Raw genomic sequence first — 22,353 nt, 5'->3', positions numbered from 1 at the left:
CCCGACTGGGCGCGCGACATCGTGCGCGACGCAGAACGCCGGATGCCGGCGGCCGGCGCGCCGGCCGCCGCGCGGCGCGCCCCCGACGCGGGCGCCGCGTACGCCGCCAAGACGGCCGAACGCACGCGCCTGTCGTCCGACGCGGCGGCCGCGGTGGCCGACGCGGTGAAGTCGCGCATCGAGCGGATCGTCAACGACACCGTGATGCAGGAGCTGGGCGAGCTGCGCGGGATGATGCAAGAGCAGTTCGACAGCCTGATGTGGCACGACCGCCAGCGTCGCAGCGCCGTTCACGGCGCGCTGACGAAGCACCTGTTCGCGGCGGGCTTTTCCGCGCAACTGGTGCGGATGCTGGTCGACAACCTGCCGTCCGGCGACGGTGCGCAGACCTTCGAGCAGGCCGCCGAATGGGCGCAGTCGGTGCTCGCGTCGAACCTGCCGGTGCTCGACAGCGAGGACGCGCTGATGGAGCGCGGCGGCGTGTTCGCGCTGATGGGGCCGACGGGCGTCGGCAAGACGACCACCACCGCGAAGCTGGCCGCGCGCTGCGTGATGCGCTTCGGCGCGAGCAAGGTCGCGCTGCTGACCACCGACAGCTACCGGATCGGCGGCCACGAGCAACTGCGCATCTTCGGCAAGATCCTCGGCGTGCCGGTGCACGCGGTGAAGGATGCGGGCGACCTCGCGCTCGCGCTGTCCGAGCTGCGCAACAAGCACATCGTGCTGATCGACACGATCGGCATGAGCCAGCGCGACCGCGCGGTGTCCGACCAGATCGCGATGCTGCACGGCGCGAACGCGCCGGTGCAGCGCCTGCTGCTGCTCAACGCGACGAGCCACGGCGACACGCTGAACGAAGTCGTGCAGGCGTACCGCAGCGTGGGCGATCACCCGGATCTCGCCGGCTGCATCCTCACGAAGCTCGACGAGGCGACCCACCTCGGCGGCGTGCTCGACACGGTGATCCGCTACAAGCTGCCGGTCCACTACGTGTCGACCGGCCAGAAGGTGCCGGAGAACCTGTACGTCGCGTCGACCAAATTCCTGCTGAAGAGCGCGTTCTGTGTGCCGCGCGACGGCTCGCCCTTCGTGCCGCAAGACGAGGACATGCCGACGCTGCTTTCCGCACTGACCGCACATTCCACCGCCGAGCTGCACGAGGTGCGATTTGGATAAACGGATCATCGATCAGGCCGAAGGGCTGCGGCGCCTGCTCGCCGGGCGCGCATCGCGCATCGTCGCGGTGACGGGCGGGCCGGCGGGTGTCGGCTGCACGTCCACCGTGGTGAATCTCGCGGCGGCGCTCGCGTCGCTCGGCAAGGACGTGCTCGTCGTCGACGAGCGCGCCGACGTGCATTCGGCCAGCGCGACGCTCGCCGGCGCGTGGCTGCGCGACGGCGAACGCACGCGGGTGGCGGCCGGCTTCGGCCTGTGCGGCGCCGCGCGGCTCGCGCGCGCCGGCTACAGCGACGCGCAACTGAGCGACTTCATCGACGGCCCGGCCGATATCGTCCTCGTCGACGCGCAGCTCGGCGCCGACGGGTCGTTCTCGGCGCTCGCGCGCGAAGCGCACGACGTGCTGGTCGTCACGCGGGTCGCCGCGCAGGCGATCACCGAGGCATACGCGTGCATGAAGCGGCTGCATTTCGCGCACGCGTTCGCGCAGTTCCGCGTGCTGACCAATCAGGTCGGCAGCCACGCGGACGCGAAGACGGCCTTCGATAACCTCGCGGGCGTCGCGAGCCGCTACCTGACCGTATCGATCGCCGATGCGGGCTGCGTGAGCGCCGATCCGCTCGTCGAGCACGCCCGCGAACTGATGCATGCGGTGGTCGACGCGTTCCCGTCGTCGCCCGCCGCGCGCGACTACCGGCAGATTGCCGCCGACTTGTTGTACTGGCCGATGCGCCCGCGTTCGGGTGCGGGCCGCGCGGTCCACGCCGGCGGCAAGCCGTCGTATGAGGCGGGCGCGGCACACGCCGCGTGAGCGCCACCCGAAGGAGAGAGCCACGATGTACAACGCTCAAGGAAAGATGTCCCAGGCCGACGTGCTCGCGCAATACGCGCCGCTCGTGCGCCGCCTCGGGCTGCAGCTCGTCGCGAAGATGCCGGCGAGCGTCGATCTCGACGACCTGATCCAGGCCGGCATGATCGGCCTGATGGACGCGGCCGGCCGCTACAAGGAAGATCAGGGCGCGCAGTTCGAGACCTACGCGACGCAGCGCATCCGCGGCGCGATGCTCGACGAGCTGCGCAGCAACGACTGGCTGCCGCGCAGCTTGCGCAAGACGTCGCGCGAGGTCGAGCACGCGGTGCACCAGGTCGAGCAGCACCTCGGCCGCTCGGCGAGCGAGACCGAGATCGCGCAGCACCTGAACATGCCGCTCGACGAATACCAGGGGATGCTGCAGGACCTGCACGGCAGCCAGCTCATCTATTACGAGGATTTCGACCGCGCGGCCGACGACGAGCCGTTCCTCGACCGCTATCGCGTCGATCACGCCGATCCGTTGTCGGCGCTGCTCGACGATCACCTGCGCGAGGCGCTCGTCGAGGCGATCGAGCGGCTGCCGGAGCGCGAGAAGCTGCTGATGTCGCTGTACTACGAACGGGGTCTGAATCTGCGCGAGATCGGCGCGGTGCTCGAAGTGAGCGAATCGCGCGTGTGCCAGCTGCACAGCCAGGCCGTCGCCCGCCTGCGCGCGCGGCTGCGCGAACAGGCGTGGGTCGGCGCGGAGTCCTGACCCGAAGAAGTCCCGACCCTTTGCCGACGGCCGGGCGCGCCGGCGCCGCGCGCGTCTCGCGCCTACGCGTCGTCCTTGCGCATTTCGCGCGCCGATTTGCTACAATCCCCTCCGTTTTCCGAGGAGCGTTGCGACGGACCATCCGTGTCCGCCAGGCTCGGAGAGCTTCACCAAGCAGCCGTGCGGCGATCGTTTTTAGCGACCGTCGCGCCGGCCCCGCTTCCTGAACGGCGCTCACGTCACCAATCTAGAAACTTTTTAGAAAGGAGGGCGTGATGAACGCCATTATCGATTCCAAGGCTTCCCACGATTACGTCGTCGCCGACATGGCGCTGGCCGGCTGGGGCCGCAAGGAACTCAACATCGCCGAGACCGAAATGCCGGGCCTCGTGCAGATTCGCGACGAATACAAGGCACAGCAGCCGCTGAAGGGCGCGCGCATCGCCGGTTCGCTGCACATGACGATCCAGACGGGCGTGCTGATCGAGACGCTGAAGGCGCTCGGCGCGGACGTGCGCTGGGCATCGTGCAACATCTTCTCGACCCAGGATCACGCGGCCGCCGCGATCGTCGAAGCCGGCACGCCGGTGTTCGCGTTCAAGGGCGAATCGCTCGACGAATACTGGGAATTCTCGCACCGCATCTTCGAATGGCCGAACGGCGAATTCGCGAACATGATCCTGGACGACGGCGGCGACGCAACGCTGCTGCTGATCCTCGGCTCGAAGGCCGAGAAGGACCGTTCGGTGATCGCGAAGCCGACCAACGAGGAAGAAGTCGCGCTGTACAAGTCGATCGCGGCGCACCTCGACGTCGACGCGAACTGGTACTCGAAGCGCCTCGCGCACATCAAGGGCGTGACCGAAGAGACCACGACCGGCGTGCACCGCCTGTACCAGATGGAAAAGGACGGCCGCCTGCCGTTCCCGGCGTTCAACGTGAACGATTCGGTCACGAAGTCGAAGTTCGACAACCTGTACGGCTGCCGTGAATCGCTCGTCGACGGCATCAAGCGCGCGACCGACGTGATGATCGCGGGCAAGGTCGCGGTCGTCGCGGGCTACGGCGACGTGGGCAAGGGCTGCGCGCAGTCGCTGCGCGGCCTGGGCGCGACCGTGTGGGTCACCGAAATCGATCCGATCTGCGCGCTGCAGGCGGCGATGGAAGGCTACCGCGTCGTGACGATGGAATACGCGGCCGACAAGGCCGACATCTTCGTGACGGCGACCGGCAACTACCACGTGATCAACCACGATCACATGAAGGCGATGCGCCACAACGCGATCGTCTGCAACATCGGTCACTTCGACTCGGAAATCGACGTTGCGTCGACGCGCCAGTACCAGTGGGAAAACATCAAGCCGCAGGTCGACCACATCATCTTCCCGGACGGCAAGCGCGTGATCCTGCTGGCCGAAGGCCGCCTCGTGAACCTCGGCTGCGCGACCGGCCACCCGTCGTTCGTGATGTCGAACTCGTTCGCGAACCAGACGCTCGCGCAGATCGAGCTGTTCACGCGCGGCGAGCAGTACGAGAACAAGGTGTACGTGCTGCCGAAGCATCTCGATGAAAAGGTCGCGCGCCTGCACCTGGCGCGCATCGGCGCGAACCTGTCGGTGCTGTCGGACGAGCAGGCTTCGTACATCGGCGTGCAGAAGGACGGCCCGTTCAAGCCGAACCACTACCGCTATTGATGCGCGGCCGCCGCCGCACCGTGGGCGCCCGTTGCGGGCGCACGGCGCGGCGGCGCTCACCGATCGTACCGATCGACAACCGAACCGGAGCCCTCCATGAGCGTCATCCTCACCTGGGTCATCAACGCGCTGGCGCTGCTGATCATCACGTACCTCGTGCCGTCGATCCACATCAAGAGCTTCGGCACCGCGCTGATCATCGCGGTCGTGCTCGGGCTGATCAACACGGTGATCCGGCCGGTGCTGATCCTGCTGACGCTGCCCGTCACGATCGTCACGCTCGGGGTGTTCATCCTCGTCGTGAACGCGCTGTGCTTCTGGTTCGCGTCGTCGCTGCTGAAGGGCTTCGAGGTGTCGGGGTTCTGGTCCGCGTTCTTCGGTTCGATCCTGTACAGCATCGTGTCGTGGCTGCTGTCCGCCCTGATCTTCGGCCAGCGCGACATCGGCTGAGGGCCGGCGGGCGCAGGCCCAACCCCATCGAATCATGAAACCGATCGAACTCTCGTTTGAATTCTTCCCGCCGAAGACGGCGGACGGCGTCGAAAAGCTGCGCGCCACGCGCGCGCAGCTGCTGCCGCTGAAGCCGAAATTCGTCTCCGTGACGTTCGGCGCCGGCGGCTCGACGCAGCAGGGCACGCTCGATACCGTGCTCGACATGCAGAAGGACGGCCTCGAGGCCGCGCCGCACCTGTCGTGCATCGGTTCGTCGCGCGACAGCCTGCGCGCGATCCTCGACCAGTACCGCTCGCACGGCATCCGGCACATCGTCGCGCTGCGCGGCGACCTGCCGTCGGGGATGGGCGAGGTCGGCGAGCTGCGCTACGCGTCCGAGCTCGTCAGCTTCATCCGCGCCGAGCATGGCGACTGGTTCCACATCGAGGTCGCCGGTTATCCGGAATACCACCCGCAATCGCGCTCGCCGAAGGCCGATCTCGAGAATTTCGCGCGCAAGGTGAAAGCCGGCGCGAATTCCGCGATCACGCAGTACTTCTTCAACGCGGACGCGTATTTCCGCTTCGTCGACGATGCGCGCAAGCTGGGCGTGGACGTGCCGATCGTGCCGGGCATCATGCCGATCACGAACTTCTCGCAACTGATGCGCTTCTCCGAGATGTGCGGCGCGGAAGTGCCGCGCTGGGTCGCGCGCCGGCTCGAGAGCTTCGGCGACGATCGCGAGTCGATCCGCGCGTTCGGCGCGGACGTCGTCACGAACCTGTGCCAGCGCCTGATCGACGCGGGCGTGCCGGGGCTGCACTTCTACACGTTGAACTTGGCGACCGCCACGCGGACGATCTGCGAACGGCTCGCGGTGTAACGAGCGCCGTCACGCGGTTGCCTGCGTGAAAGCCCCGCCGGTTTGCGCCGGCGGGGCTTTTTTTATCGTGAAGCGCCGCGCATGCCGCGTGGCGAAAGCCGCTGAATCAGCGCTGCGCCTGCATCAGCGGCGGACGGCGGTCGAACCACGGCCGCGCCTGTTCGAGCTGCCGCGCGAGCCGGAGCAGCAACGCTTCGTCCGCGTGGCGCGCGGCGAACTGCACGCCGATCGGCAGCCCGCGCGCATTCCAGTACAGCGGCACCGACATCGCCGGCTGGCCGGTCAGATTGAACAGCTCGGTGCAGCCGGCCCACGCGAACGCCTTCTCCGACGACTTCGCGAGCATTTCCTTCAGCAGCGGCTTCACCGGCAGCGCGGCGACCAGCTTCATCTGCGCGGATTCGAACGGCGTCGGCTGCAGTTCGCCGATTTTCACCGGCGGCCCCGCGAGCGATGCGCACAGGATCGCGTCGTAACGCGACACGAGACCGGCGACCTGCACGGTGAGCTGGCGCTGCCATTCGAGCACGTCGGGCAGGCGCGTGCGCGCGAGCCGCCTGCCCACCACAGCCATCGCCCAGGTCGCGGCCTCGAATTCGCCGCGCCGCGGCGAGCGGCCGGTCAGTTCGCGCGCGCCGAGCACCATGTCCTCGGCGATCGTCGCCCACAGCGTGAGGAAGGTTTCGGCCGCGCGCGCATAGTCGATCTGCAGCGTCGCCGGCTCGACGTGATGGCCGAGCGATTCGAGCAGCGCGGCCGCGTCGTCGAGCGCCGCGCGCGTGTCGTCGGCGAGCGCCGGCGCGAGCATCGGATCGACGACGAGGCCGATCCGCAGCGGGCCGGGCGGCGTATCGAGCGCGCCGAGGAAGGTGCCGGGCGCGCCGGGCGGCAGCGTCTGGCCGGTCGTCACGTCGAGCAGCAGCGCACTGTCGCGCACGCTGCGCGACACCGCGTGCTGGACGACGAGTTCGCCGTTCGACGGCAGGTCGACCAGCACCGGGTTGCGGCTCGGTTTCAGGCCGAACAGCCCGCAGCACGACGCCGGAATGCGGATCGAGCCGCCGCCGTCGGACGCATGCGCGAGCGGCACGATGCCGGCCGCGACGGCCGCCGCCGCGCCGCCGCTCGAGCCGCCTGGCGTGTGATCGAGATTCCACGGGTTGCGGCACGCGCCGAACAGTGCCGGTTCGGTGTACGGCATCTGGCCGATCTCGGACGTGTTGGTCTTGCCGAATACGTTCAGGCCCGCCGCGCGGCTGCGCGCGATCACCGGCGAATCGTCGGCCGGCACGAAGTAGCGGTAGTGCCGGCTGCCCATCGACAGCGGCAGCCCGGCGACCGCCGCGCCGAGATCCTTGACGAGATACGGCACGCCCGCGAACGGCGTAGCGGCGCCCGGTTCGGGCGCGCCCGCCGCACGTTCGCGCGCGGCTTCGTAATCCTGCAGCACGATCGCGTTGATCGCGCCGTTGACCGCTTCGGCCTGGCCGATCGCGGCGTCGAGCAGTTCGCGCGGGCTGGCCTGGCGGTCGCGCACGAGCGCGGCGAGGCCGATTGCGTCATGCGCGAGATAGTCCGAGTGCATCGCGGTCACCCCCGTTGTGACTCGTGGCGATGGTGCGAGCATAACGCGAGCCCGGCGTGGCGGACCCGCGGCCGGGCCTTTTTAGAGATGCTCGGCGAGGAAGGTCAGCGTGCGGCCGTGCGCGAGCGCCGCCGCGCGCTGGTTGTACGACGCGCGGTCCGTGCAGTTGAAGCCGTGCTCGGCGCCCGGGTACACGTGGAACGACGCATCGCCGTGGCCGGCGAACGCGGCCTTCACCTGGTCGACGGCGGTGAGCGGAATGCCGTGGTCGTTTTCCGCGTAGTGGAACAGGATCGGCTGCGTGACCTGGCCGGCGAGGTCGAGCGCGTTCTGGATGCCGCCGCCGTAATAGGACACCGCCGCGTCGAGCTTGCCGGTTGCGGCCGCGCGGTACGCGAGCTGGCCGCCGAAGCAGTAGCCGATCGCGGCGAGCTTGCCGGCCACTTCGGGGCGGGCGCGCAACGCGTCGGCCGCCGCGCCGATGTCCGCGACCGCGAGACCCACGTCGGTCTTTTTCATCAGCTCGATGCCCTTGTCGCGATCCGCGCCTTCGTAGGTCAGCTCGACGCGCGGCTGCGTGCGCCAGAACACGTCGGGCGCGAGCGCGACGAAGCCGTCGGCCGCGTACTGGTCGGCGACCGCACGGATGTGCGCGTTCACGCCGAAGATCTCCTGGATGATGATGACGGCAGGGCCCTTGCCGCGCTTGGGCAGTGCGAGATAGCCGCCGAAGCTGTCGTTACCGGTCGGGATGTCGATCCATTGGGCAGTCACGTTCTGAACTCCTGGCAGGCGGGGTGCGCGAGGCGCCCCGGGGTGAAAAGAGGGCGGCCTAGTGTGCCACCAATCGTTCGGTGCTGCAGTGCACGCGGGCGCTTCTCGCGCAGCGATCGTTTCGATCTCGATTATTCATTTTTCGGCGCCGCGCCGCTTCGATAGAGTCGATGTGTCGGCCTTTACAAAGCGCTTTCGCGCATCGTCATCGAAGGATTCGCCATGTCCGCCCGCTCGTTTTCCACGCCCTTTTCCGAACGCTTCGGCCTGCGTCTGCCGCTCGTGCAGGCGCCGATGGTCGGCGCGACCACGACCGCGATGGTCGCGGCCGCGTCGAATGCCGGTGCGCTCGGCAGCTTCGGCGCCGGCGCGCTCGCGCCCGAGCGTATCGAAGCCGAAGTCGCCGCGATCCGCGCGGCGACCGATCGCCCGTTCGCGATCAACCTGTTCGTGTTGCCCGATGACGCCGCGCCGGACGCGGCGACCGTCGCGCGCGCACTCGCGGCGATCGACCCGCTGAACGCCGCGCTCGGCCTGCCGCCGGGCACGGCGCCCGCGCGCTACGCGCCTGATTTCCGCGCGCAGCTCGATGCGCTCGTCGCGCTGCGCGTGCCGGTCGCGAGCTTCACGTTCGGCGTGCTCGACGCGGCCGACGTCGCCCGCCTGAAAGCCGCCGGCACGTATGTGATCGGCACCGCGACGCACGTCGCCGAAGGGCTCGCGTGGCAGGCGGCCGGCGCCGATGCGATCTCCGCGCAGGGCGCCGAGGCCGGCGGCCATCGCGGCACCTTCATCGGTTCCGCCGAGGACGCGCTGATCGGCACGTTCGCGCTCGTCCCGCAGCTCGTCGACGCGACCGGCCTGCCCGTGCTGGCCGCGGGCGGCATCATGGACGGCCGCGGCATCGCGGCCGCACTGGCGCTCGGCGCGCAGGGCGCGCAGCTCGGCACCGCGTTCCTCATGTGCGCGGAAAGCGCGATCGCCGCGGACTGGAAGGCTCGCCTGCTCGTGAGCGCCGACACGTCGACGCAGGTCACGCGCGCGATCACCGGCCGTCATGCACGCGGGCTGCGCAATACGCTGATGGCGCGGCTCGGCGAGCACGTGGCCGACGTCCCGCCGTATCCGGTGCAGAACGCGCTGACCCAGCCGTTGCGCCAGGCCGCCGCGCGCGCGAACGACGGCGACTACCTGTCGCTGTGGGCCGGGCAGGGCGCGCCGCTCGCGCGGCGGCGCGGCGATGCGTTGACGACGTCGCAACTGGTCGCCGCGCTCGATGCGGAATGGCGTGCATCGGCTGCTTGAACGCTGCTTCAAGCGCTGGAATCATTGATATCCAACGACGAAACGCGCGTGCTGTCACGCGCGTTTCATTCAACGATCGCGGGCACAAAATACCGAATCGAAATGCCCGCGCGAATCGATTGAAACGACCTTTCCACAGTGTGCTGGAACTAGCGGAAACCCTTATCCGTCGGGGCTTGCAGCGCCATTCGAGTCATCCCTCCAAAGCGCGCATATCGGTAGTGTTACCACTATCCTAAAAAAGTCCCACAAATTAATTTGATCACCTACACTTGCGCGCAAGTACGAGCGGGCGGCTGCTAAAAGCGGCTGTTTTCACGTGCTTGAGGCCAAGTGCATGAACGATGCAACCGGCGAATCGTCCAGTGATTGAAACACGGGGATGGCAGCGGGGCACCGGGCGATGGCGTTTTTTGGGACCGAACTGGAGACTTACATGAATATCAAGATGCAAAAGCTGTTGCCGATCACCGCGGCAGCGATGCTGTGCGCTGCAGCTGCAAGCAACGCGTCCGCCGATCAAGTCGTCAAGATCGGCCACGTCGCGCCGTTGACGGGCGGCATTGCACACCTGGGCAAGGACAACGAAAACGGTGCACGTCTCGCAGTCGAGGAGATCAACGCGAAGGGCCTCACGATCGGCGGCCAGAAGATCACGCTGCAACTCGACCCGCAGGATGACGCCGCCGACCCGCGGCAGGCGACGCAGGTTGCGCAGAAGCTCGTCGACGACAAGGTCGTCGCGGTGGTCGGCCACCTGAACTCGGGCACGTCGATCCCGGCCTCGAAGATCTACAGCGATGCGGGCATCGTGCAGATCTCGCCGTCGGCGACCAACCCGGCGTACACGCAGCAAGGCTTCAAGACCACGTATCGCGTGGTGGCGACCGATGCGCAGCAGGGCCCGGCACTGGCGAACTACGCGCACTCGAAGGGCATCAAGAGCGTGGCGGTGGTCGACGATTCGACCGCGTACGGCCAGGGTCTCGCGAACGAGTTCGAGAAGAAGGCGAAGGCGCTCGGCCTGAAGGTGATGTCGCATGACGCGACGAACGACAAGGCGGTCGACTTCCGCGCGATTCTGACCAAGATCAAGGGCGAAAACCCCGACGCGATCATGTACGGCGGCATGGACGCCACCGGCGGCCCGTTCGCGAAACAGGCGAAGCAGCTCGGCCTGCGCGCGAAGATCTTCGCGGGCGACGGCGTGTGCACGGAAAAGCTGGCCGACCTGGCCGGCGACGCGACCGACAACATCGTGTGCTCGGAAGCCGGTGCCTCGCTCGAGAAGATGCCGGGCGGCAACGCGTTCAAGGCGAAGTACGAGAAGCGCTTCGGCCAGCCGATCCAGATCTATGCACCGTTCACGTATGACGCCGTGTACATCATCGCCGACGCGATGAAGCGCGCGAACTCGACGGACCCGGACAAGATCCTCGCGGCGATGCCGGCGACGAAGTACACGGGCGTGATCGGCACGACGACCTTCGACTCGAAGGGCGACCTGCAGCACGGCGTGATCTCGCTGTACAACTACAAGAGCGGCAAGAAGTCGCTGCTCGACGAAGTGAAGATGTAACGCGACGCGCGATCGACAAGCGGTCGACAGGAGGGTGAAAGCGCGCATGCGGTAACGCATGCGCGCTTTCTTTTTGGGCCGGCGTGCGCGGCCGCGCCGTCAGATCTTCAGGTGCGCGAGCACCTTCGGCGCGACCAGCGCGACGAGCGCCGCGCACAGCGCGACGACCGACAGGCCGACCGTCAGGTTCGACGCCTGCGCGACCGCGCCGATCGCGACCGGACCGAACAGCAGTCCGAAATACGCGAGCCCGGCCACGTGCGCGAGCCCTTCGGCTGCGTGGATGCCTTTCACGCGCGCGGCAGCCGCGAACAGCACGGGCATCATGTTGGCCAGCCCGAGGCCCATCAGCGTGAAACCGGTCAGCACCGCGGCCGAATACGGCAGCAGCAGCGCGCCGATCATCCCCGCGCAGGCGAGCGACGCGCTCGCGAACACGAGCTGCGGCGCGCCGAAGCGGGCGCGCACGGCGTCGCCCGCGAAGCGCGCGATGGCCATCCCGCCCGAGAACGCCGCATACGCGGCACTCGCGAGCGCGGGGCTCGCCGCGACCACGTCGCGCATGTAGACCGTCGCCCAGTCGTACATCGCGCCTTCGGCGATCAGTGCGATCAGCGCGATGCCGCCGAGCATCCACAACGCGGGCGAGCGCCAGCGGTTGCCGCCGCCGTGCGCCTGTTCGTGGTGCGGCACGTGCGGCAGCACGGCCGGGCTCGCGGCCACGAGCACCGCGGCGCCCACCGCCGCCGCGAGTGCGAGATGCGCGCCCGGCGCCATGCCGGCCGACAGCAGCGCGCCGCCGGCTGCCGCGCCGGCCATCCCGCCGATGCTGAACATCCCGTGCAGCGACGACATGATCGGTTTGCCGAGCGCGATTTCGACCGCGCTGGCCTCGGCATTCATCGCGACGTCGAGCGTCGCCATCGAGAAGCCGAACAGCGCGAGCACCGCGAGCAGCATCCAGTAGTCGGGCACGACGAGGATCAGCGCCGCGCACGCGGACATCACGAGGCCGCCGGCGAGGCACGCGGTGCGCGAGCCGACGCGCGCGATCCAGCGCGCGATGCTCAGCATCGCGACGATCGACCCGCCGGCGACCGCGAACAGCGCGATCGACAGCAGCCCGGGGCTCAGCGCGAACTTGTCGCGCACGGTCGGCACGTGCACGCCCCACGACGCGTACATCATGCCGGCGACGAAGAACAGCGCCATCGACGCCGTGCGCGCGCGCTGGCGGGCCGGCAGCGGCAGGACGCGATGCGCGTCGGGCGGCGCGGCGAACGGGGACGACGATTCGGGGGAAGAGGATTGGGACACGGGAAGGCTCGTCAGGAAAATGCACGGGCGCACGCGGCGCCCGTCGGATGGGTCCGATTCTATCGAACCGCTTACGTTCCTGCTGCGCGCTGGCCGTTCGGCCGATGCGCGGCGCGGGGCGCCAGCGGGTAACATCAACGCGCATGCGGCATGCCCGACGCGCCGCCTTTCGACCGCAGGAGTCCGCTTGAACATCGATCCCGCCTTCGCCCTGCATCTGCTGCATCGCTGCGCGCTCGGCACGCTCGCCACCCATACGCGCGAGCCGCAGGGCTTTCCGTATCCGACCGTCGTGCCGTTTGCACCCGATGCAAGCCATCGGCCGGTGATCCTGGTGAGCGGCCTGGCCGAGCACACACGCAATCTCGTCGCCGATCCGCGCGCGGGTTTCCTCGTCGTCGACGCAAGCGACGGCGATGTCCTGAACGCCGAGCGCGCGACGCTGCTGGGCCGGTTCGTGCCGCTCGGCGACGATCCGCACGTCACCGCGCGCTACCTGCGCTACGAGCCGGACGCCGCGCGCTATCTCGCGCTCGGCGATTTCGCGTTCTGGGCGCTCGAGATCGAGCGGCTGCGCTATATCGGCGGGTTCGGGCGAATGGGCTGGGTCGACGGCACGCAGCTCGATACGCTGCCGCCGCTCGCGTTCGACGACGAACAGGCGCTGTGGCACGCCTACGAGGCGGGCGACGCACACCGCGACGGGCTCGACCTGCTCGGCGTCGATCACCATGGCGCCGACTGGCGATGCGACGGTCGCCGGGTGCGCACGCCGTTCGAGTCGCCATCGGCCGATACCGGTGCATTGCGCGAGCGGCTGATCGCCTGCGCAAAGGATGTGACGTGACGTCGCGGGTCAGCGATTTGTCCGTTTAGCAAACCGCGTCATGTGGTTTTCGCAAAACTGTCGTCCGATGAAAGCTTTGATTTTTTCGAATGCAGGGTAATTGCGTATGTTGATAGGCCTAATAGCCAATCGCTAATGTCCTAATCTCTATGTAGGAGCGTGAAAATTTGAGAAAAGGCCGCGTCCGGTCAAAATGACATGTGCGAATTACAATGGGTCTCGGGATTTTCGTGAATCTCGCTTCTATCAAATCTTTTTTGTGCTAATCTCTGCCTTCGAAAATCCGAGGCACATATATTTCATGGAATGGTGAGCTGGCTGCAGACCGGCGCCATTGGTCAGATAGAAAGGGAAACTATGTCTTCTTACAAGGACCTGCTGGCCCAGCGGGAGAAGCTGGAGAAGCAAATCGAAGAAGCGAAGTCGCGTGAATACGCTGAAGTACTGAATGACGTGAAGCAGAAAATTGCCGACTACGGCTTTTCGCTCGCCGAACTCGGTCTCAGCCGCGCGAAGGCCGGCAAGGTCGGTCGTCCGCGCGCAGGCGTGGCGGCAAAGTACCGCGATCCGGAAACGGGCGCGACGTGGTCGGGTCGTGGCAAGCCGCCGCGCTGGATCGCAGGCAAGAACCGCGAGCAGTTCGCGATTTAAACGTTCGTTTAGGTTGCCCGCTCTTCAAAAGAGCCGCGTGTCCGTCGAGGAGCGCGGCTTTTTTGTTTTCCGGTCATCGGCAGGCTCGTCGGCATCGTCATGAAAATGTAAGCATGCCGTGTGAATGAAAATGCGACACGTTCGTATAAGCGATTGATTTAAATGAGAAATTTGTGGGTATTGGCAGGGCTTGCGCAGCGGCTTTGATAGAATTGCGTACCGCACACCGATATCTCATATTTCATGTCCACGTTTTCCGGCGACGCGCAGAGCGCAGATAAGCACGCAGTTGCGCGCAAGAGCACGCTCGTCAGTATTGTCCTGAATGTCGTGCTTGCGACGTTTCAGATTGCCGTCGGCGTGATTGCGCATTCGCAGGCATTGATTGCCGACGGCGTGCATTCGATTTCCGATTTGATCTCGGATTTTGTCGTGCTGGTTGCGAATCGGCATAGCGGCGCATCGCCGGATGCCGACCACAATTACGGCCATAGCCGCTACGAGACGGTCGCGTCGCTGTTTCTCGGCGCGATCCTGATTGCGGTTGGTATCGGCATGCTCTGGCGTGCCGGCGACCGTCTCGTTAATCTCGAAAACATTCCGGCCGTGCATTTTTCCGCACTGATCGTTGCGCTGACGGTGCTCGTGTCGAAGGAAGCGCTGTTTCGCTACATGCTGCGCGAAGCACGGCGCGTGCGCTCGGCGATGCTGGTCGCCAACGCATGGCATGCGCGTTCGGATGCCGCATCGTCGCTCGTCGTCGCGATCGGCATCGTTGGCAGCCTGGCCGGCGTGCGATTGCTCGACCCGATCGCGGCGGCCATCGTCGGCTTCATGGTCGCGCGCATGGGCTGGACGTTCGGCTATGACGCGTTGCAGGACCTCTCCGACCGTGCGCTCGATACGGCCGACACGGCCGAGATCCGCGCGCTGCTCGCCGCGACGCCTGGCGTGCGCGACGTGCACGACCTGCGCACGCGCAAGATGGGCGATGCCGCGCTCGTCGATGCGCACATCCTCGTCGATCCGAAGATCTCCGTCTCCGAAGGGCATTACATCGCCGAGACCGCGCGGGCGCGCGTGCTGTCCGACCCGCGCGTGCTCGATGCGTTGATCCACGTCGACCCGGAGAACGACGCGGCGCGCCGTCCGGCGCTCGCGTTGCCGCCGCGCGGCGAGCTCGCGGCGCGGCTCGAGGCCGCGCTCGCGCAGCGCGGGCTGCGCGCGGCGGCGATCAACCTGCATTACCTGAGTACGGGGCTCGAGGTCGACGTGACGCTCGACAGCGATCCGCGCGACACCGATGCGGCGCTGGCCGGCCGACTGGACATCGATACGCTGAAGCGCGAGTTCGGCGCGCGCCGGATCAGCTTCACGCGCACGTTGCCCGCGCGGACGTGACCGCCAACGGCAGCCGTCAACCATGAGCGCGGCCCGCCGCAGGGGCGGGCCCGCGCGTTACAGCGGCAGTTGTGTGTCGAACTTGATTTCGCGCAGCACGACGCTCGTGCGCACTTGCGACACGGCCGGGATCTTGAAGATGCGTTCGTGCAGGAACACGTCGTAGGCCTTGATGTCCGGCGCGACGATCTTGAGGATGTAATCGGCTTCGCCGGTGGTGCTGTAGCACTCGGTGACTTCCGGACAGGTCGCGATCTCGCGCTCGAACTGCTCGACGCCGCCTTCGTTGTGGCGCGTCAGATGCACGTGCGCGAGCGCGCAGACGTGCAGGCCGAGCTTCTCGCGATCGAGCAGCGCCGTGTAGCGCTGGATCACGCCCGACTGTTCCATGTCCTTGATGCGGCGCCAGCACGGCGTGCTCGACAGGCCGACCTGGTCGGAGATTTCCTGAACGGAACGGCGCGCGTCGAGCTGCAACAGGCGAAGGATTTTTTGCGAAAAGGAATCGAGCGTCACCTGCGCCTCCATGCGGCAGCTACAACACGCTGAATGTTAGAGGGCCGGGAAAGGAAAGGCAATCTGGCGACGCGCCGTTGAGCGAGATTCGCTAATTTGCTCGCGGATCCGTGGGATTTTGTCCCGCCCCCGCGCTTTCCGACCGATCGGTATCCGACACGGCCAGGCCCGCGAGCGCGGCTTGCTGCCGGCGCAGGTCGGCGAGCATGTTGCAGAACAGCGCGCCTTGCTCGATCGCGTCGTCGAGCGCGACGTGCGTGTGCGGATGGTCGTCGAACCAGTGCTTCGGAAAGCGCGGCTTGATCGCCTTGCGGTACGGCAGGCCGGTCATCGCGAACGCGAGCGTCTTGATGTCGAGCGCGGACCACGAGAACGGGCAGCGCCCCGCGAAACGCATCATGTACCAGAACATGAACGTGAAATCGAAGCCGGCCGGCATCGCGACGAACACCGGCTTGCCGGGCAGCGCCTCGACCCATTCGACGTAGGCGACCAGCGCCGCCTCGGGCGCCTGCAGATCGCGCCGGCAGGCGGCCCAGGCTTCCGGCTCGGTCTTCCACCAGGCTTCCTGCACCGGGTGCGCGTGTGCGCCGGGCAGCGTCTCGAGGTTCGCCGAGAACGTCGCGATCAGCTGCTTGTCCTCGGTATAGGCGGCCGACGCGAAGCTCAGCATCGAGTGCGGGCCGGGAATCGGGCCGTCGGCCTCGACGTCGGTGCTGACGTAAATTTCCGGGATGGCGGTCTGGTTCATCCGAATACCTTGTCGGACACGAACGGATTCGTGCGGCGCTCGTCGCCGAACGTCGACACCGGGCCGTGGCCGGGCACGAACGTGACGTCGTCGCCGAGCGGCCACAGTTTTTCCTTGATCGAACGAACGAGATCCTCGTGATTGCCGCGCGGGAAATCGGTCCGGCCGATCGAGCCCGCGAACAGCACGTCGCCGACGATCGCGACGCGATGCGCGCGGCTGAAGAACACGACGTGGCCGGGCGTGTGGCCCGGGCAGTGATAGACCTCGAGCGTCTCGTCGCCGAATTGCACGGTGTCGCCGTCGTTCAGCCACTGGTCGGGCTCGAAGACGTCGGCGGCCGGAAAGCCGAAGCGCTCGCTCTGCATCGGCAGCTTCTCGATCCAGAAGCGTTCCTCTTCCTGCGGGCCCTCGATCGGCACGCCGTAGTGCGTCGCGAGCGTTTTCGCGCCTGCGCAGTGATCGATGTGCCCGTGCGTGAGCAGCACCTTCTCGACCTGCACGTTCTGCCGCGCGACTTCCTGTTCGATGCGGTCGAGATCGCCGCCCGGATCGACGACGGCGGCGCGGCCCGTCTTCTCGCAGACGAGCAGCGAGCAGTTCTGCTGGAACGGCGTGACCGGAATGAGCGTGACTTTCATGGGTGCACCGGCGGCTAAAAGGAGCGATTGTACCGGTCGCGCGTACGGGCTGCCGGGCGTGCGATACATGCGGCGGCGTGCCGATCAGGGCATTCCCGGAGCATGCCGATTGTTACAGTCATAGAGAGAATCAATGGTGCGCCCGGGGTGCTTTTCGAGACAAGGTTTTGATTTATGTATAATGCGCTCCATTGCACGTGAATTTCACGCAATTCGCTGGTGTTTCGGCCCCGTTAAACGAGGTATTCGATTCACCGTCAAGCATCGGCCGCCGGGGAGTCCGGCGGTGTATCCAGCACCGAACATTCGGTGCTCACGTCTTGTCCGGCCGGGTGCTGCGCGCCCGCCTGCGGCCCTGCTGCCGCGCCGCCGGATGAGGCCTGTGCCGCCGTTCCTGTGCGTTGGTCGTAGCGACGCGCGCGAACGTGAAGCCATGTTCGATGGCGGCATGTGGGGTCTGGTCAGGCTGTTGGGGACAGGTTGCGCCAGACGTGAAAGCTAATCAGGACGGTTGCGGCCAGGACGAAGGCCGCGCCCATGCTAGCCGCCTGCTCGCATTCGAGCGGGGCGTGCACGCATTTGCCGTCCGGGCCGCATCTCTGCGTTGTGAAGCAGCGTTGTATCGATGCGGCCCGAACCAGAAGGCGACACGTCGATGAATTTACGTTTTCCGAGCCGATTCGGAACCATTGCATTGTTTTTTGCGCTGACGGGCTGTGCGGTGCCATCCAGCCAGACCACCGGCAGCGTGAACCAGAAGAAGGCCGTCGACAAGACGGCCGCCGCCGCGAAGGCGGACGACGACAAGCAGCCGCTCAGTTTCGATTCCGCGCTGGCATCGATGCCGGCCGCCGACAGCAAGGACGCGAAGAAGTCGTCGCTGGCGGACGCCGAGCCGATCGACGGCAAGGATGTGTCCGAGTTCCGCCAGAGCGGTCGCGCATCGTGGTACGGGCGGGATTTCCACGGCCGCCGCACCGCGAACGGCGAACGCTTCAACATGAACGCGTTCACCGCCGCGCACCGCACGCTGCCGCTGTCGTCGTACATCAAGGTGACGAACGCCTCGACCGGCAAGTGGGTCGTCGTGAAGGTCAACGATCGCGGGCCGTTCAAGCGCGGCCGCGTGCTCGACCTGTCGTATGCGGCGGCCAAGGTGATCGGCCTCGTGCACGCCGGCACGGGCCGCGTGAAGATCGAAGGACTGTCGCCGCAGGAAGCGCGCGAGGCCCGCGACGAAATGTTCGCGTCGATCTCGGCGAAATAACCCGGCGGATCGTCCGCTCATGCGCAAAGGGCTGCCTTCCGGCAGCCCTTTGTCGTTTCCGCGCAGCGGCGTCGCGCGTCAGCCTTCCTTCAGCACGAGCGCACGCGCATACAGCGTGCTGCGCGATGCGCCCGTCAGCGCGGCGGCGAGCTTCGCCGCGCTTTTCACCGGCACCTCTTCCAGCAGCAGCCTGAGCAGCGCGTCGTGCGCGGTGTCGTCGGCTTCGCCGCTGGCCGCCGGCGCGCCTTCGACCACCAGCACGAACTCGCCGCGCTGCCGGTTCGCATCGCCGGCGAGCCAGCTCTGTCCTTCGGCCAGGGTGCCCTGGAACAACTGCTCGTGTAGCTTGGTGAGCTCGCGCGCGATCAGCAGCCGGCGCGCGGGGCCGAACGCGTCGGCGAGCGCGGCGACGGTTTCGGCGATCCGGTGCGGCGCTTCGTAGAACACCAGCGCGTACGGGTGCGACACCAGCGCCTGCAGCGCGGTCGCGCGCTGTTTCGTCTTCGGCGGCAGGAAGCCCGCGAACGTGAACGCGCCGGCCCAGTCGCCGGCCACGCTCAGTGCGGTCACGGCCGCGCTCGCGCCAGGCAGCGGAACCACCGTGAAGCCGGCCGCGCGCACGGCGTCGACGAGGCGCGCGCCGGGGTCCGAGATGCCCGGCGTGCCCGCATCCGACACGTAGGCCACGCGTTCACCGCCGCGCAGCAGTTCGATCACGCGCTGTGCGGCTTCGCGTTCGTTGTGCTCGTGCACGGCGACGAGCGGTTTCGAGATCCCGTAGCGGGCGAGCAGCTGGCCCGTGTTGCGGGTGTCTTCGGCCGCGATGCGGTCGGCGAGGCCGAGCACGTGCAGCGCGCGCAGCGTGATGTCGGCCGTATTGCCGATCGGCGTGGCGACCACGTAGAGCGTGGCGTCCGGGTAGTGCTGCGTATGCGCGAGTTCGAGGAGGGCAGTCATGGCAGGCAATGCACGCGGTCGCGGCACGAACGGAACAAGGACGGCATTGTGCCACGCGGCGCCGGCCCGGCCGGAGGGCGCGCGCGGTCGGCCGCCTTCGGGCGACAACTTTTCCGGCGCGGCGCGATCCAAACCGGTCGGCGCGGCGTTCGAGCAGCGCGCGCGGCAGTTTCTCGAGCGTCATGGCCTCGGGTTCGTCGCCGCGAACGTAACGATGCGCGGCGGCGAACTCGATCTCGTGATGCGCGAGCCCGACGGCATGCTCGTGTTCGTCGAAGTGCGCGCGCGGCGCAGTACCCGGCACGGCGGTGCAGCCGCGAGCGTCGGCTGGCGCAAGCGGCGGCGTCTGGTCGCGGCCGCGCTGCAGTTCTGGTCGCGGCACGGCGCCGGCGCCGCGTGCCGTTTCGATGTCGTCGCGTTCGAGGCTGGCCGGCTTGCGTGGCTGCGCGACGCATTTCGTACCGACGATGCGTAGCCGCGAGCTGTGACGAGATGTAAAGAGTTCTTGCCGGACCCCCGGAGAGGGCGCCGGAGTACGGTAAACTCGCCGCACCCACGATGTCGCGCGAGTGGCGCCACGTCGTGCCACGCGCCCAGTTCACCAGGAATCGATGTCAGTCGAACGTATTCAGCAACAATTCCGCGACAGCGCCGCGCTTCACGCCGAAGCGGCCGACGCGCTGTCGCTGCCGATCGCAGCCGCGGTCGATGCGATGTTCGCCGCGCTGGCGAACGGCAACAAGATCGTCGCGTGCGGTGACGGCCCGTCGGCCGCCGCCGCGCAGTACCTCGCCGCGTCGCTCGTCGGCGGTTTCGAGCGCGAACGTCCGGGCCTGCCCGCGATCGCGCTGGCCACCGACGCGTCGCAGGCCGGCCTCGCGGGCGCGGCGGCGGCCGAGCAATTGTTCGCGCAGCAGGTGCGCGTGCTGGGCCAGACGGGCGACATCCTGCTGGTGCTCGACGCGGGCGGCGCATCGCCGCGCGTGCTCGCGGCGATCGACGAGGCGCACGAGCGCGAGATGACCGTCGTCGCATTGACGGGCGGCAACGGCCACACGGTCGCGGCCGCGCTGTCCGACACCGATATTCCAATCAGCGTGCCCGCCGTTCGCGCGGCGCGCATCCACGAAGTCCATCTGCTGACCATCCACAGCCTGTGCGACGGCATCGACGCGATGCTGCTGGGTGAGGATTGAACGAAGGAGAGCCGTCGATGAATCAAAGCCGCGTCAAACAGACGCTCGTCAGAACCACGCTGCTCGCCGCGCTGACGGCGGGCCTCGCCGTGTCGCTGCAGGGTTGTGTGCTCGGGGTCGTGGGTGCGGCGGCCGGCGGCGGCGCGCTGATCGCGACCGATCGCCGTACGCTCGGCGCGCAGACGGAGGATCGCGAAATCCAGGTCAAGTCGCTCACGCAGATCAACAACGGGCTGCCGGACCAGTCGCACGTGAACGTGACGGTGTTCAACCGCCGCGTGCTGCTGACGGGCGAAGTGCCGAACGATGCGTCGAAGCAGCGCGCCGAGGAACTCGTGCGCGGCATCAACAACGTGAACGGCATCGTCAACGAACTGTCGGTCGAGCCGGCGTCGTCGCTGTCGTCGCGCGCGAACGACTCGTACCTCGAAGGGCGCGTGAAGTCGGAGCTGATCGCGACGAAGGGCATCTCGGCGAACTACTACAAGGTCGTTAGCGAACGCGGCAATCTTTACCTGATGGGCCTCGTGACGGTGGACGAAGGCAATCGCGGGGCGGAAGCCGCGAGCCAGGTGCCGGGCGTCGAGAAGGTCGTGAAGGTGTTCCAGTACGTGAAGCCGCAGGACGCGCAGGCGCTGCAGGACGCGTCGCCCGCGAGCGGCGCATCCGCCGCGCAGCCGGCTGCCGCACCGGCGGACAGCGCGACGGTCGGCGCGGTGCCCGACGCATCGGTGCAGTCCGCGCCGCTGCAGCCGCCCGCGCCGATCTCGAATTCGTCGAACGTGCATCCGGGCAATCCGAAGGCGAAGGCGCAATGACGGGCATGCAGATGAAACGATGGATGGTGCAGGGCGCCGCGGCCGCGGCGCTCGTGGCCGGCACGCTGGGCGCCGCGCACGCGGACGTCGGCGACGGCCTGAAAGTCGCGCGCAGCAACGCGTGCATGGGCTGCCACGCGGTCGACCGCAAGCTCGTGGGCCCGTCGTTCAAGGATATCGCCGCGCGCTACAAGTCCGATCCGCAGGCCGTCGCGAAGCTGTCGAAGAAGGTGAGGGACGGCGGCTCGGGTGTGTGGGGCGCGATTCCGATGCCGGCGCATCCGCGGATGAGCGACGCCGACGTCCGGTCGGTGGTCGAATGGGTGCTGGCCGGCGCGCCGTCGAAGTAAGGTTTCAGGGGCGATTCAACCCCCTATTGCCAAGCGCAGAAATGCGTGTGTATGATAGTTGACTGATGGGGCGGTAGCTCAGCTGGGAGAGCGTCGCGTTCGCAATGCGAAGGTCGGGAGTTCGATCCTCCTCCGCTCCACCAACGGAATTCGAAAGGCTCGATCGCTAGATCGGGCCTTTTTGTTTTTCTGCGGGGCCTTGGCCGACGCGCTAGGTCGCCAACTCGTAAATCACCCTGAACGTCGGCACCGCCAACACGGCGAACCCCGCCGTCATGACCGCGAGCACCGCGGTCCTCTTCCGCAGCAGCGCGCAGACGGCGATCGACAGCCCATAGAACGCGCAGGTCAGAATGATGATCCACCACAGCGCTGCATAGCCCGCGCCGCCTTCGAAATTCGATACGTTCTGCGTGATCCGGGTCGCGACATACCCGGCGACGGTCATGCTCGCGGGCAGGCACAGTACCGAATACAGCACGAAGACGATGATCTGCCGCGGTGTTGGAGCGGATGACGTCATGGAGGGCGTTCTGTTGCGGATGGACGGGGGGCGCCCGACCGTTCGCCACGCGGGCCGATCAAGGCAGCCGGCAGGATGCGACCGTTTCCCGCGTTTGGCAACCACCACCGTCCCGCCACCCC

At 67.4% G+C, this 22,353-nt stretch carries 24 protein-coding genes, 1 tRNA gene and 1 riboswitch; of the genes, 17 read left to right on the top strand and 8 right to left on the bottom strand.

What is annotated here, in order from left to right:
• From flhF to metF, 6 genes are all read left to right on the top strand, one after another.
• Positions 1–1,176: flagellar biosynthesis protein FlhF (gene flhF, locus H3O04_RS21015; RefSeq protein ID WP_202588376.1), on the top strand; the 1,176-nt coding region annotated here is incomplete at its 5' end.
• Entirely contained in the window at positions 1,169–1,987 is an 819-nt protein-coding gene (locus H3O04_RS21010) for a nucleotide-binding protein (protein WP_011546703.1), read from the top strand. The genes flhF and H3O04_RS21010, both read left to right, overlap by 8 nt.
• A 25-nt stretch (positions 1,988–2,012) precedes the next feature.
• Positions 2,013–2,744 carry an RNA polymerase sigma factor FliA gene (locus H3O04_RS21005; RefSeq protein ID WP_011546702.1) on the top strand — a complete coding sequence of 244 codons (732 nt, stop codon included), beginning with the start codon at positions 2,013–2,015 and terminating at the stop codon, positions 2,742–2,744.
• Between the two features lie 114 nt (positions 2,745–2,858).
• A riboswitch (S-adenosyl-L-homocysteine riboswitch) is annotated at positions 2,859–2,987 on the top strand.
• 32 nt (positions 2,988–3,019) lie between these two features.
• Positions 3,020–4,438 carry an adenosylhomocysteinase gene (ahcY, locus tag H3O04_RS21000; protein WP_012327710.1) on the top strand — a complete coding sequence of 473 codons (1,419 nt, stop codon included), beginning with the start codon at positions 3,020–3,022 and terminating at the stop codon, positions 4,436–4,438.
• Between the two features lie 96 nt (positions 4,439–4,534).
• The gene (locus H3O04_RS20995; RefSeq protein WP_006477367.1) at positions 4,535–4,888 is read left to right on the top strand and encodes a phage holin family protein; all 354 of its coding nucleotides are present in this window, start codon (positions 4,535–4,537) and stop codon (positions 4,886–4,888) included.
• Positions 4,889–4,922: 34 nt separating this feature from the next.
• Positions 4,923–5,753, top strand: a complete 831-nt coding sequence (gene metF, locus H3O04_RS20990; RefSeq protein ID WP_011546700.1) for a methylenetetrahydrofolate reductase [NAD(P)H] — start codon at positions 4,923–4,925, stop codon at positions 5,751–5,753.
• Between the two features lie 106 nt (positions 5,754–5,859).
• Here metF and H3O04_RS20985 read toward each other — a convergent pair whose 3' ends face one another.
• On the bottom strand, positions 5,860–7,338 hold the full coding sequence (locus tag H3O04_RS20985; RefSeq protein WP_027806796.1) for an amidase: 1,479 nt from the start codon (positions 7,336–7,338) through the stop codon (positions 5,860–5,862).
• Positions 7,339–7,419: 81 nt separating this feature from the next.
• Complete coding sequence (locus H3O04_RS20980; RefSeq protein ID WP_011546698.1) at positions 7,420–8,112, bottom strand: dienelactone hydrolase family protein; 693 nt, start codon at positions 8,110–8,112, stop codon at positions 7,420–7,422.
• Between the two features lie 222 nt (positions 8,113–8,334).
• Here H3O04_RS20980 and H3O04_RS20975 point away from each other — a divergent pair, with 222 nt between their 5' ends.
• Positions 8,335–9,417 carry an NAD(P)H-dependent flavin oxidoreductase gene (locus H3O04_RS20975; protein WP_202588375.1) on the top strand — a complete coding sequence of 361 codons (1,083 nt, stop codon included), beginning with the start codon at positions 8,335–8,337 and terminating at the stop codon, positions 9,415–9,417.
• Between the two features lie 436 nt (positions 9,418–9,853).
• Entirely contained in the window at positions 9,854–10,996 is a 1,143-nt protein-coding gene (locus H3O04_RS20970) for a branched-chain amino acid ABC transporter substrate-binding protein (protein WP_012327715.1), read from the top strand.
• 99 nt (positions 10,997–11,095) lie between these two features.
• Here the strand turns inward: H3O04_RS20970 and H3O04_RS20965 are convergent, their stop codons facing one another.
• On the bottom strand, positions 11,096–12,313 hold the full coding sequence (locus tag H3O04_RS20965) for an MFS transporter (RefSeq protein ID WP_202588374.1): 1,218 nt from the start codon (positions 12,311–12,313) through the stop codon (positions 11,096–11,098).
• Positions 12,314–12,500: 187 nt separating this feature from the next.
• Between H3O04_RS20965 and H3O04_RS20960 the strand changes: the two genes are divergently transcribed.
• The 3 genes from H3O04_RS20960 to H3O04_RS20950 all read left to right on the top strand — a co-directional run bounded on the left by H3O04_RS20960 (position 12,501) and on the right by H3O04_RS20950 (position 15,212).
• Positions 12,501–13,160 carry a HugZ family pyridoxamine 5'-phosphate oxidase gene (locus H3O04_RS20960; RefSeq protein ID WP_202588373.1) on the top strand — a complete coding sequence of 220 codons (660 nt, stop codon included), beginning with the start codon at positions 12,501–12,503 and terminating at the stop codon, positions 13,158–13,160.
• Positions 13,161–13,517: 357 nt separating this feature from the next.
• Entirely contained in the window at positions 13,518–13,811 is a 294-nt protein-coding gene (locus H3O04_RS20955; RefSeq protein WP_006491875.1) for an H-NS histone family protein, read from the top strand.
• Positions 13,812–14,054: 243 nt separating this feature from the next.
• Positions 14,055–15,212: a cation diffusion facilitator family transporter gene (locus H3O04_RS20950; protein ID WP_011694093.1), complete on the top strand. Its 1,158-nt coding sequence runs from the start codon at positions 14,055–14,057 to the stop codon at positions 15,210–15,212.
• Positions 15,213–15,269: 57 nt separating this feature from the next.
• Here H3O04_RS20950 and H3O04_RS20945 read toward each other — a convergent pair whose 3' ends face one another.
• From H3O04_RS20945 to H3O04_RS20935, 3 genes are all read right to left on the bottom strand, one after another.
• Entirely contained in the window at positions 15,270–15,740 is a 471-nt protein-coding gene (locus H3O04_RS20945) for an Lrp/AsnC family transcriptional regulator (RefSeq protein ID WP_006477376.1), read from the bottom strand.
• Positions 15,741–15,819: 79 nt separating this feature from the next.
• Positions 15,820–16,479, bottom strand: coding sequence for an exonuclease (locus tag H3O04_RS20940; protein WP_011546691.1), 660 nt, complete (start codon positions 16,477–16,479; stop codon positions 15,820–15,822).
• Positions 16,476–17,120, bottom strand: a complete 645-nt coding sequence (locus H3O04_RS20935; RefSeq protein WP_077179978.1) for an MBL fold metallo-hydrolase — start codon at positions 17,118–17,120, stop codon at positions 16,476–16,478. The genes H3O04_RS20940 and H3O04_RS20935 overlap by 4 nt, the downstream gene beginning before the upstream one ends.
• A gap of 655 nt (positions 17,121–17,775) precedes the next feature.
• On the opposite strand from H3O04_RS20935, the gene H3O04_RS20930 reads away from it, so the two are divergent.
• Positions 17,776–18,387, top strand: coding sequence for a septal ring lytic transglycosylase RlpA family protein (locus H3O04_RS20930; protein WP_012327720.1), 612 nt, complete (start codon positions 17,776–17,778; stop codon positions 18,385–18,387).
• A 78-nt stretch (positions 18,388–18,465) separates the two neighbouring features.
• On the opposite strand, the gene rsmI is transcribed toward H3O04_RS20930, so the two are convergent.
• Entirely contained in the window at positions 18,466–19,344 is an 879-nt protein-coding gene (rsmI, locus tag H3O04_RS20925) for a 16S rRNA (cytidine(1402)-2'-O)-methyltransferase (RefSeq protein ID WP_202588372.1), read from the bottom strand.
• 46 nt (positions 19,345–19,390) lie between these two features.
• Here rsmI and H3O04_RS20920 point away from each other — a divergent pair, with 46 nt between their 5' ends.
• The 5 genes from H3O04_RS20920 (at position 19,391) to H3O04_RS20900 (ending at position 21,851) form a co-directional block, all read left to right on the top strand.
• Positions 19,391–19,819 (top strand): YraN family protein, encoded by a 429-nt coding sequence (locus tag H3O04_RS20920; protein WP_175769575.1) that lies wholly within the window; start codon positions 19,391–19,393, stop codon positions 19,817–19,819.
• A 136-nt stretch (positions 19,820–19,955) separates the two neighbouring features.
• The gene (locus H3O04_RS20915) at positions 19,956–20,540 is read left to right on the top strand and encodes an SIS domain-containing protein (RefSeq protein ID WP_175789510.1); all 585 of its coding nucleotides are present in this window, start codon (positions 19,956–19,958) and stop codon (positions 20,538–20,540) included.
• Between the two features lie 17 nt (positions 20,541–20,557).
• The gene (locus H3O04_RS20910) at positions 20,558–21,358 is read left to right on the top strand and encodes a BON domain-containing protein (protein ID WP_006477384.1); all 801 of its coding nucleotides are present in this window, start codon (positions 20,558–20,560) and stop codon (positions 21,356–21,358) included.
• A complete protein-coding gene (locus tag H3O04_RS20905; RefSeq protein WP_202588371.1) occupies positions 21,355–21,708 on the top strand; it encodes a c-type cytochrome in 354 nt (117 codons plus the stop codon). The genes H3O04_RS20910 and H3O04_RS20905 overlap by 4 nt, the downstream gene beginning before the upstream one ends.
• A 67-nt stretch (positions 21,709–21,775) precedes the next feature.
• Positions 21,776–21,851, top strand: a tRNA-Ala gene (locus H3O04_RS20900).
• Positions 21,852–21,919: 68 nt separating this feature from the next.
• On the opposite strand, the gene H3O04_RS20895 is transcribed toward H3O04_RS20900, so the two are convergent.
• The coding region (locus tag H3O04_RS20895) for a hypothetical protein (RefSeq protein ID WP_237666374.1) at positions 21,920–22,353 on the bottom strand (434 nt) is incomplete at its 5' end.

This window comes from Burkholderia sp. KCJ3K979 (genome assembly GCF_016759955.1).
Classification (GTDB): Bacteria; Pseudomonadota; Gammaproteobacteria; order Burkholderiales; family Burkholderiaceae; genus Burkholderia; species Burkholderia orbicola.
Note: the sequence above shows the minus strand (reverse complement) of the source record. Positions and strands in the feature narration are given on the sequence as shown.

Coding starts and splice junctions, on each gene's coding strand:
- H3O04_RS20915 (WP_175789510.1), top strand. CDS start 19,956: ATGTCAGTCGAACGTATTCAGCAACAATTCCGCGACAGCGCCGCGCTT.
- H3O04_RS20950 (WP_011694093.1), top strand. CDS start 14,055: ATGTCCACGTTTTCCGGCGACGCGCAGAGCGCAGATAAGCACGCAGTT.
- H3O04_RS21005 (WP_011546702.1), top strand. CDS start 2,013: ATGTACAACGCTCAAGGAAAGATGTCCCAGGCCGACGTGCTCGCGCAA.
- H3O04_RS20955 (WP_006491875.1), top strand. CDS start 13,518: ATGTCTTCTTACAAGGACCTGCTGGCCCAGCGGGAGAAGCTGGAGAAG.
- ahcY (WP_012327710.1), top strand. CDS start 3,020: ATGAACGCCATTATCGATTCCAAGGCTTCCCACGATTACGTCGTCGCC.
- H3O04_RS20940 (WP_011546691.1), bottom strand. CDS start 16,479: ATGAACCAGACCGCCATCCCGGAAATTTACGTCAGCACCGACGTCGAG.
- H3O04_RS20970 (WP_012327715.1), top strand. CDS start 9,854: ATGAATATCAAGATGCAAAAGCTGTTGCCGATCACCGCGGCAGCGATG.
- H3O04_RS20935 (WP_077179978.1), bottom strand. CDS start 17,120: ATGAAAGTCACGCTCATTCCGGTCACGCCGTTCCAGCAGAACTGCTCG.
- rsmI (WP_202588372.1), bottom strand. CDS start 19,344: ATGACTGCCCTCCTCGAACTCGCGCATACGCAGCACTACCCGGACGCC.
- metF (WP_011546700.1), top strand. CDS start 4,923: ATGAAACCGATCGAACTCTCGTTTGAATTCTTCCCGCCGAAGACGGCG.
- H3O04_RS20975 (WP_202588375.1), top strand. CDS start 8,335: ATGTCCGCCCGCTCGTTTTCCACGCCCTTTTCCGAACGCTTCGGCCTG.
- H3O04_RS20945 (WP_006477376.1), bottom strand. CDS start 15,740: ATGGAGGCGCAGGTGACGCTCGATTCCTTTTCGCAAAAAATCCTTCGC.
- H3O04_RS20910 (WP_006477384.1), top strand. CDS start 20,558: ATGAATCAAAGCCGCGTCAAACAGACGCTCGTCAGAACCACGCTGCTC.
- H3O04_RS20930 (WP_012327720.1), top strand. CDS start 17,776: ATGAATTTACGTTTTCCGAGCCGATTCGGAACCATTGCATTGTTTTTT.
- H3O04_RS20985 (WP_027806796.1), bottom strand. CDS start 7,338: ATGCACTCGGACTATCTCGCGCATGACGCAATCGGCCTCGCCGCGCTC.
- H3O04_RS20905 (WP_202588371.1), top strand. CDS start 21,355: ATGACGGGCATGCAGATGAAACGATGGATGGTGCAGGGCGCCGCGGCC.
- H3O04_RS20995 (WP_006477367.1), top strand. CDS start 4,535: ATGAGCGTCATCCTCACCTGGGTCATCAACGCGCTGGCGCTGCTGATC.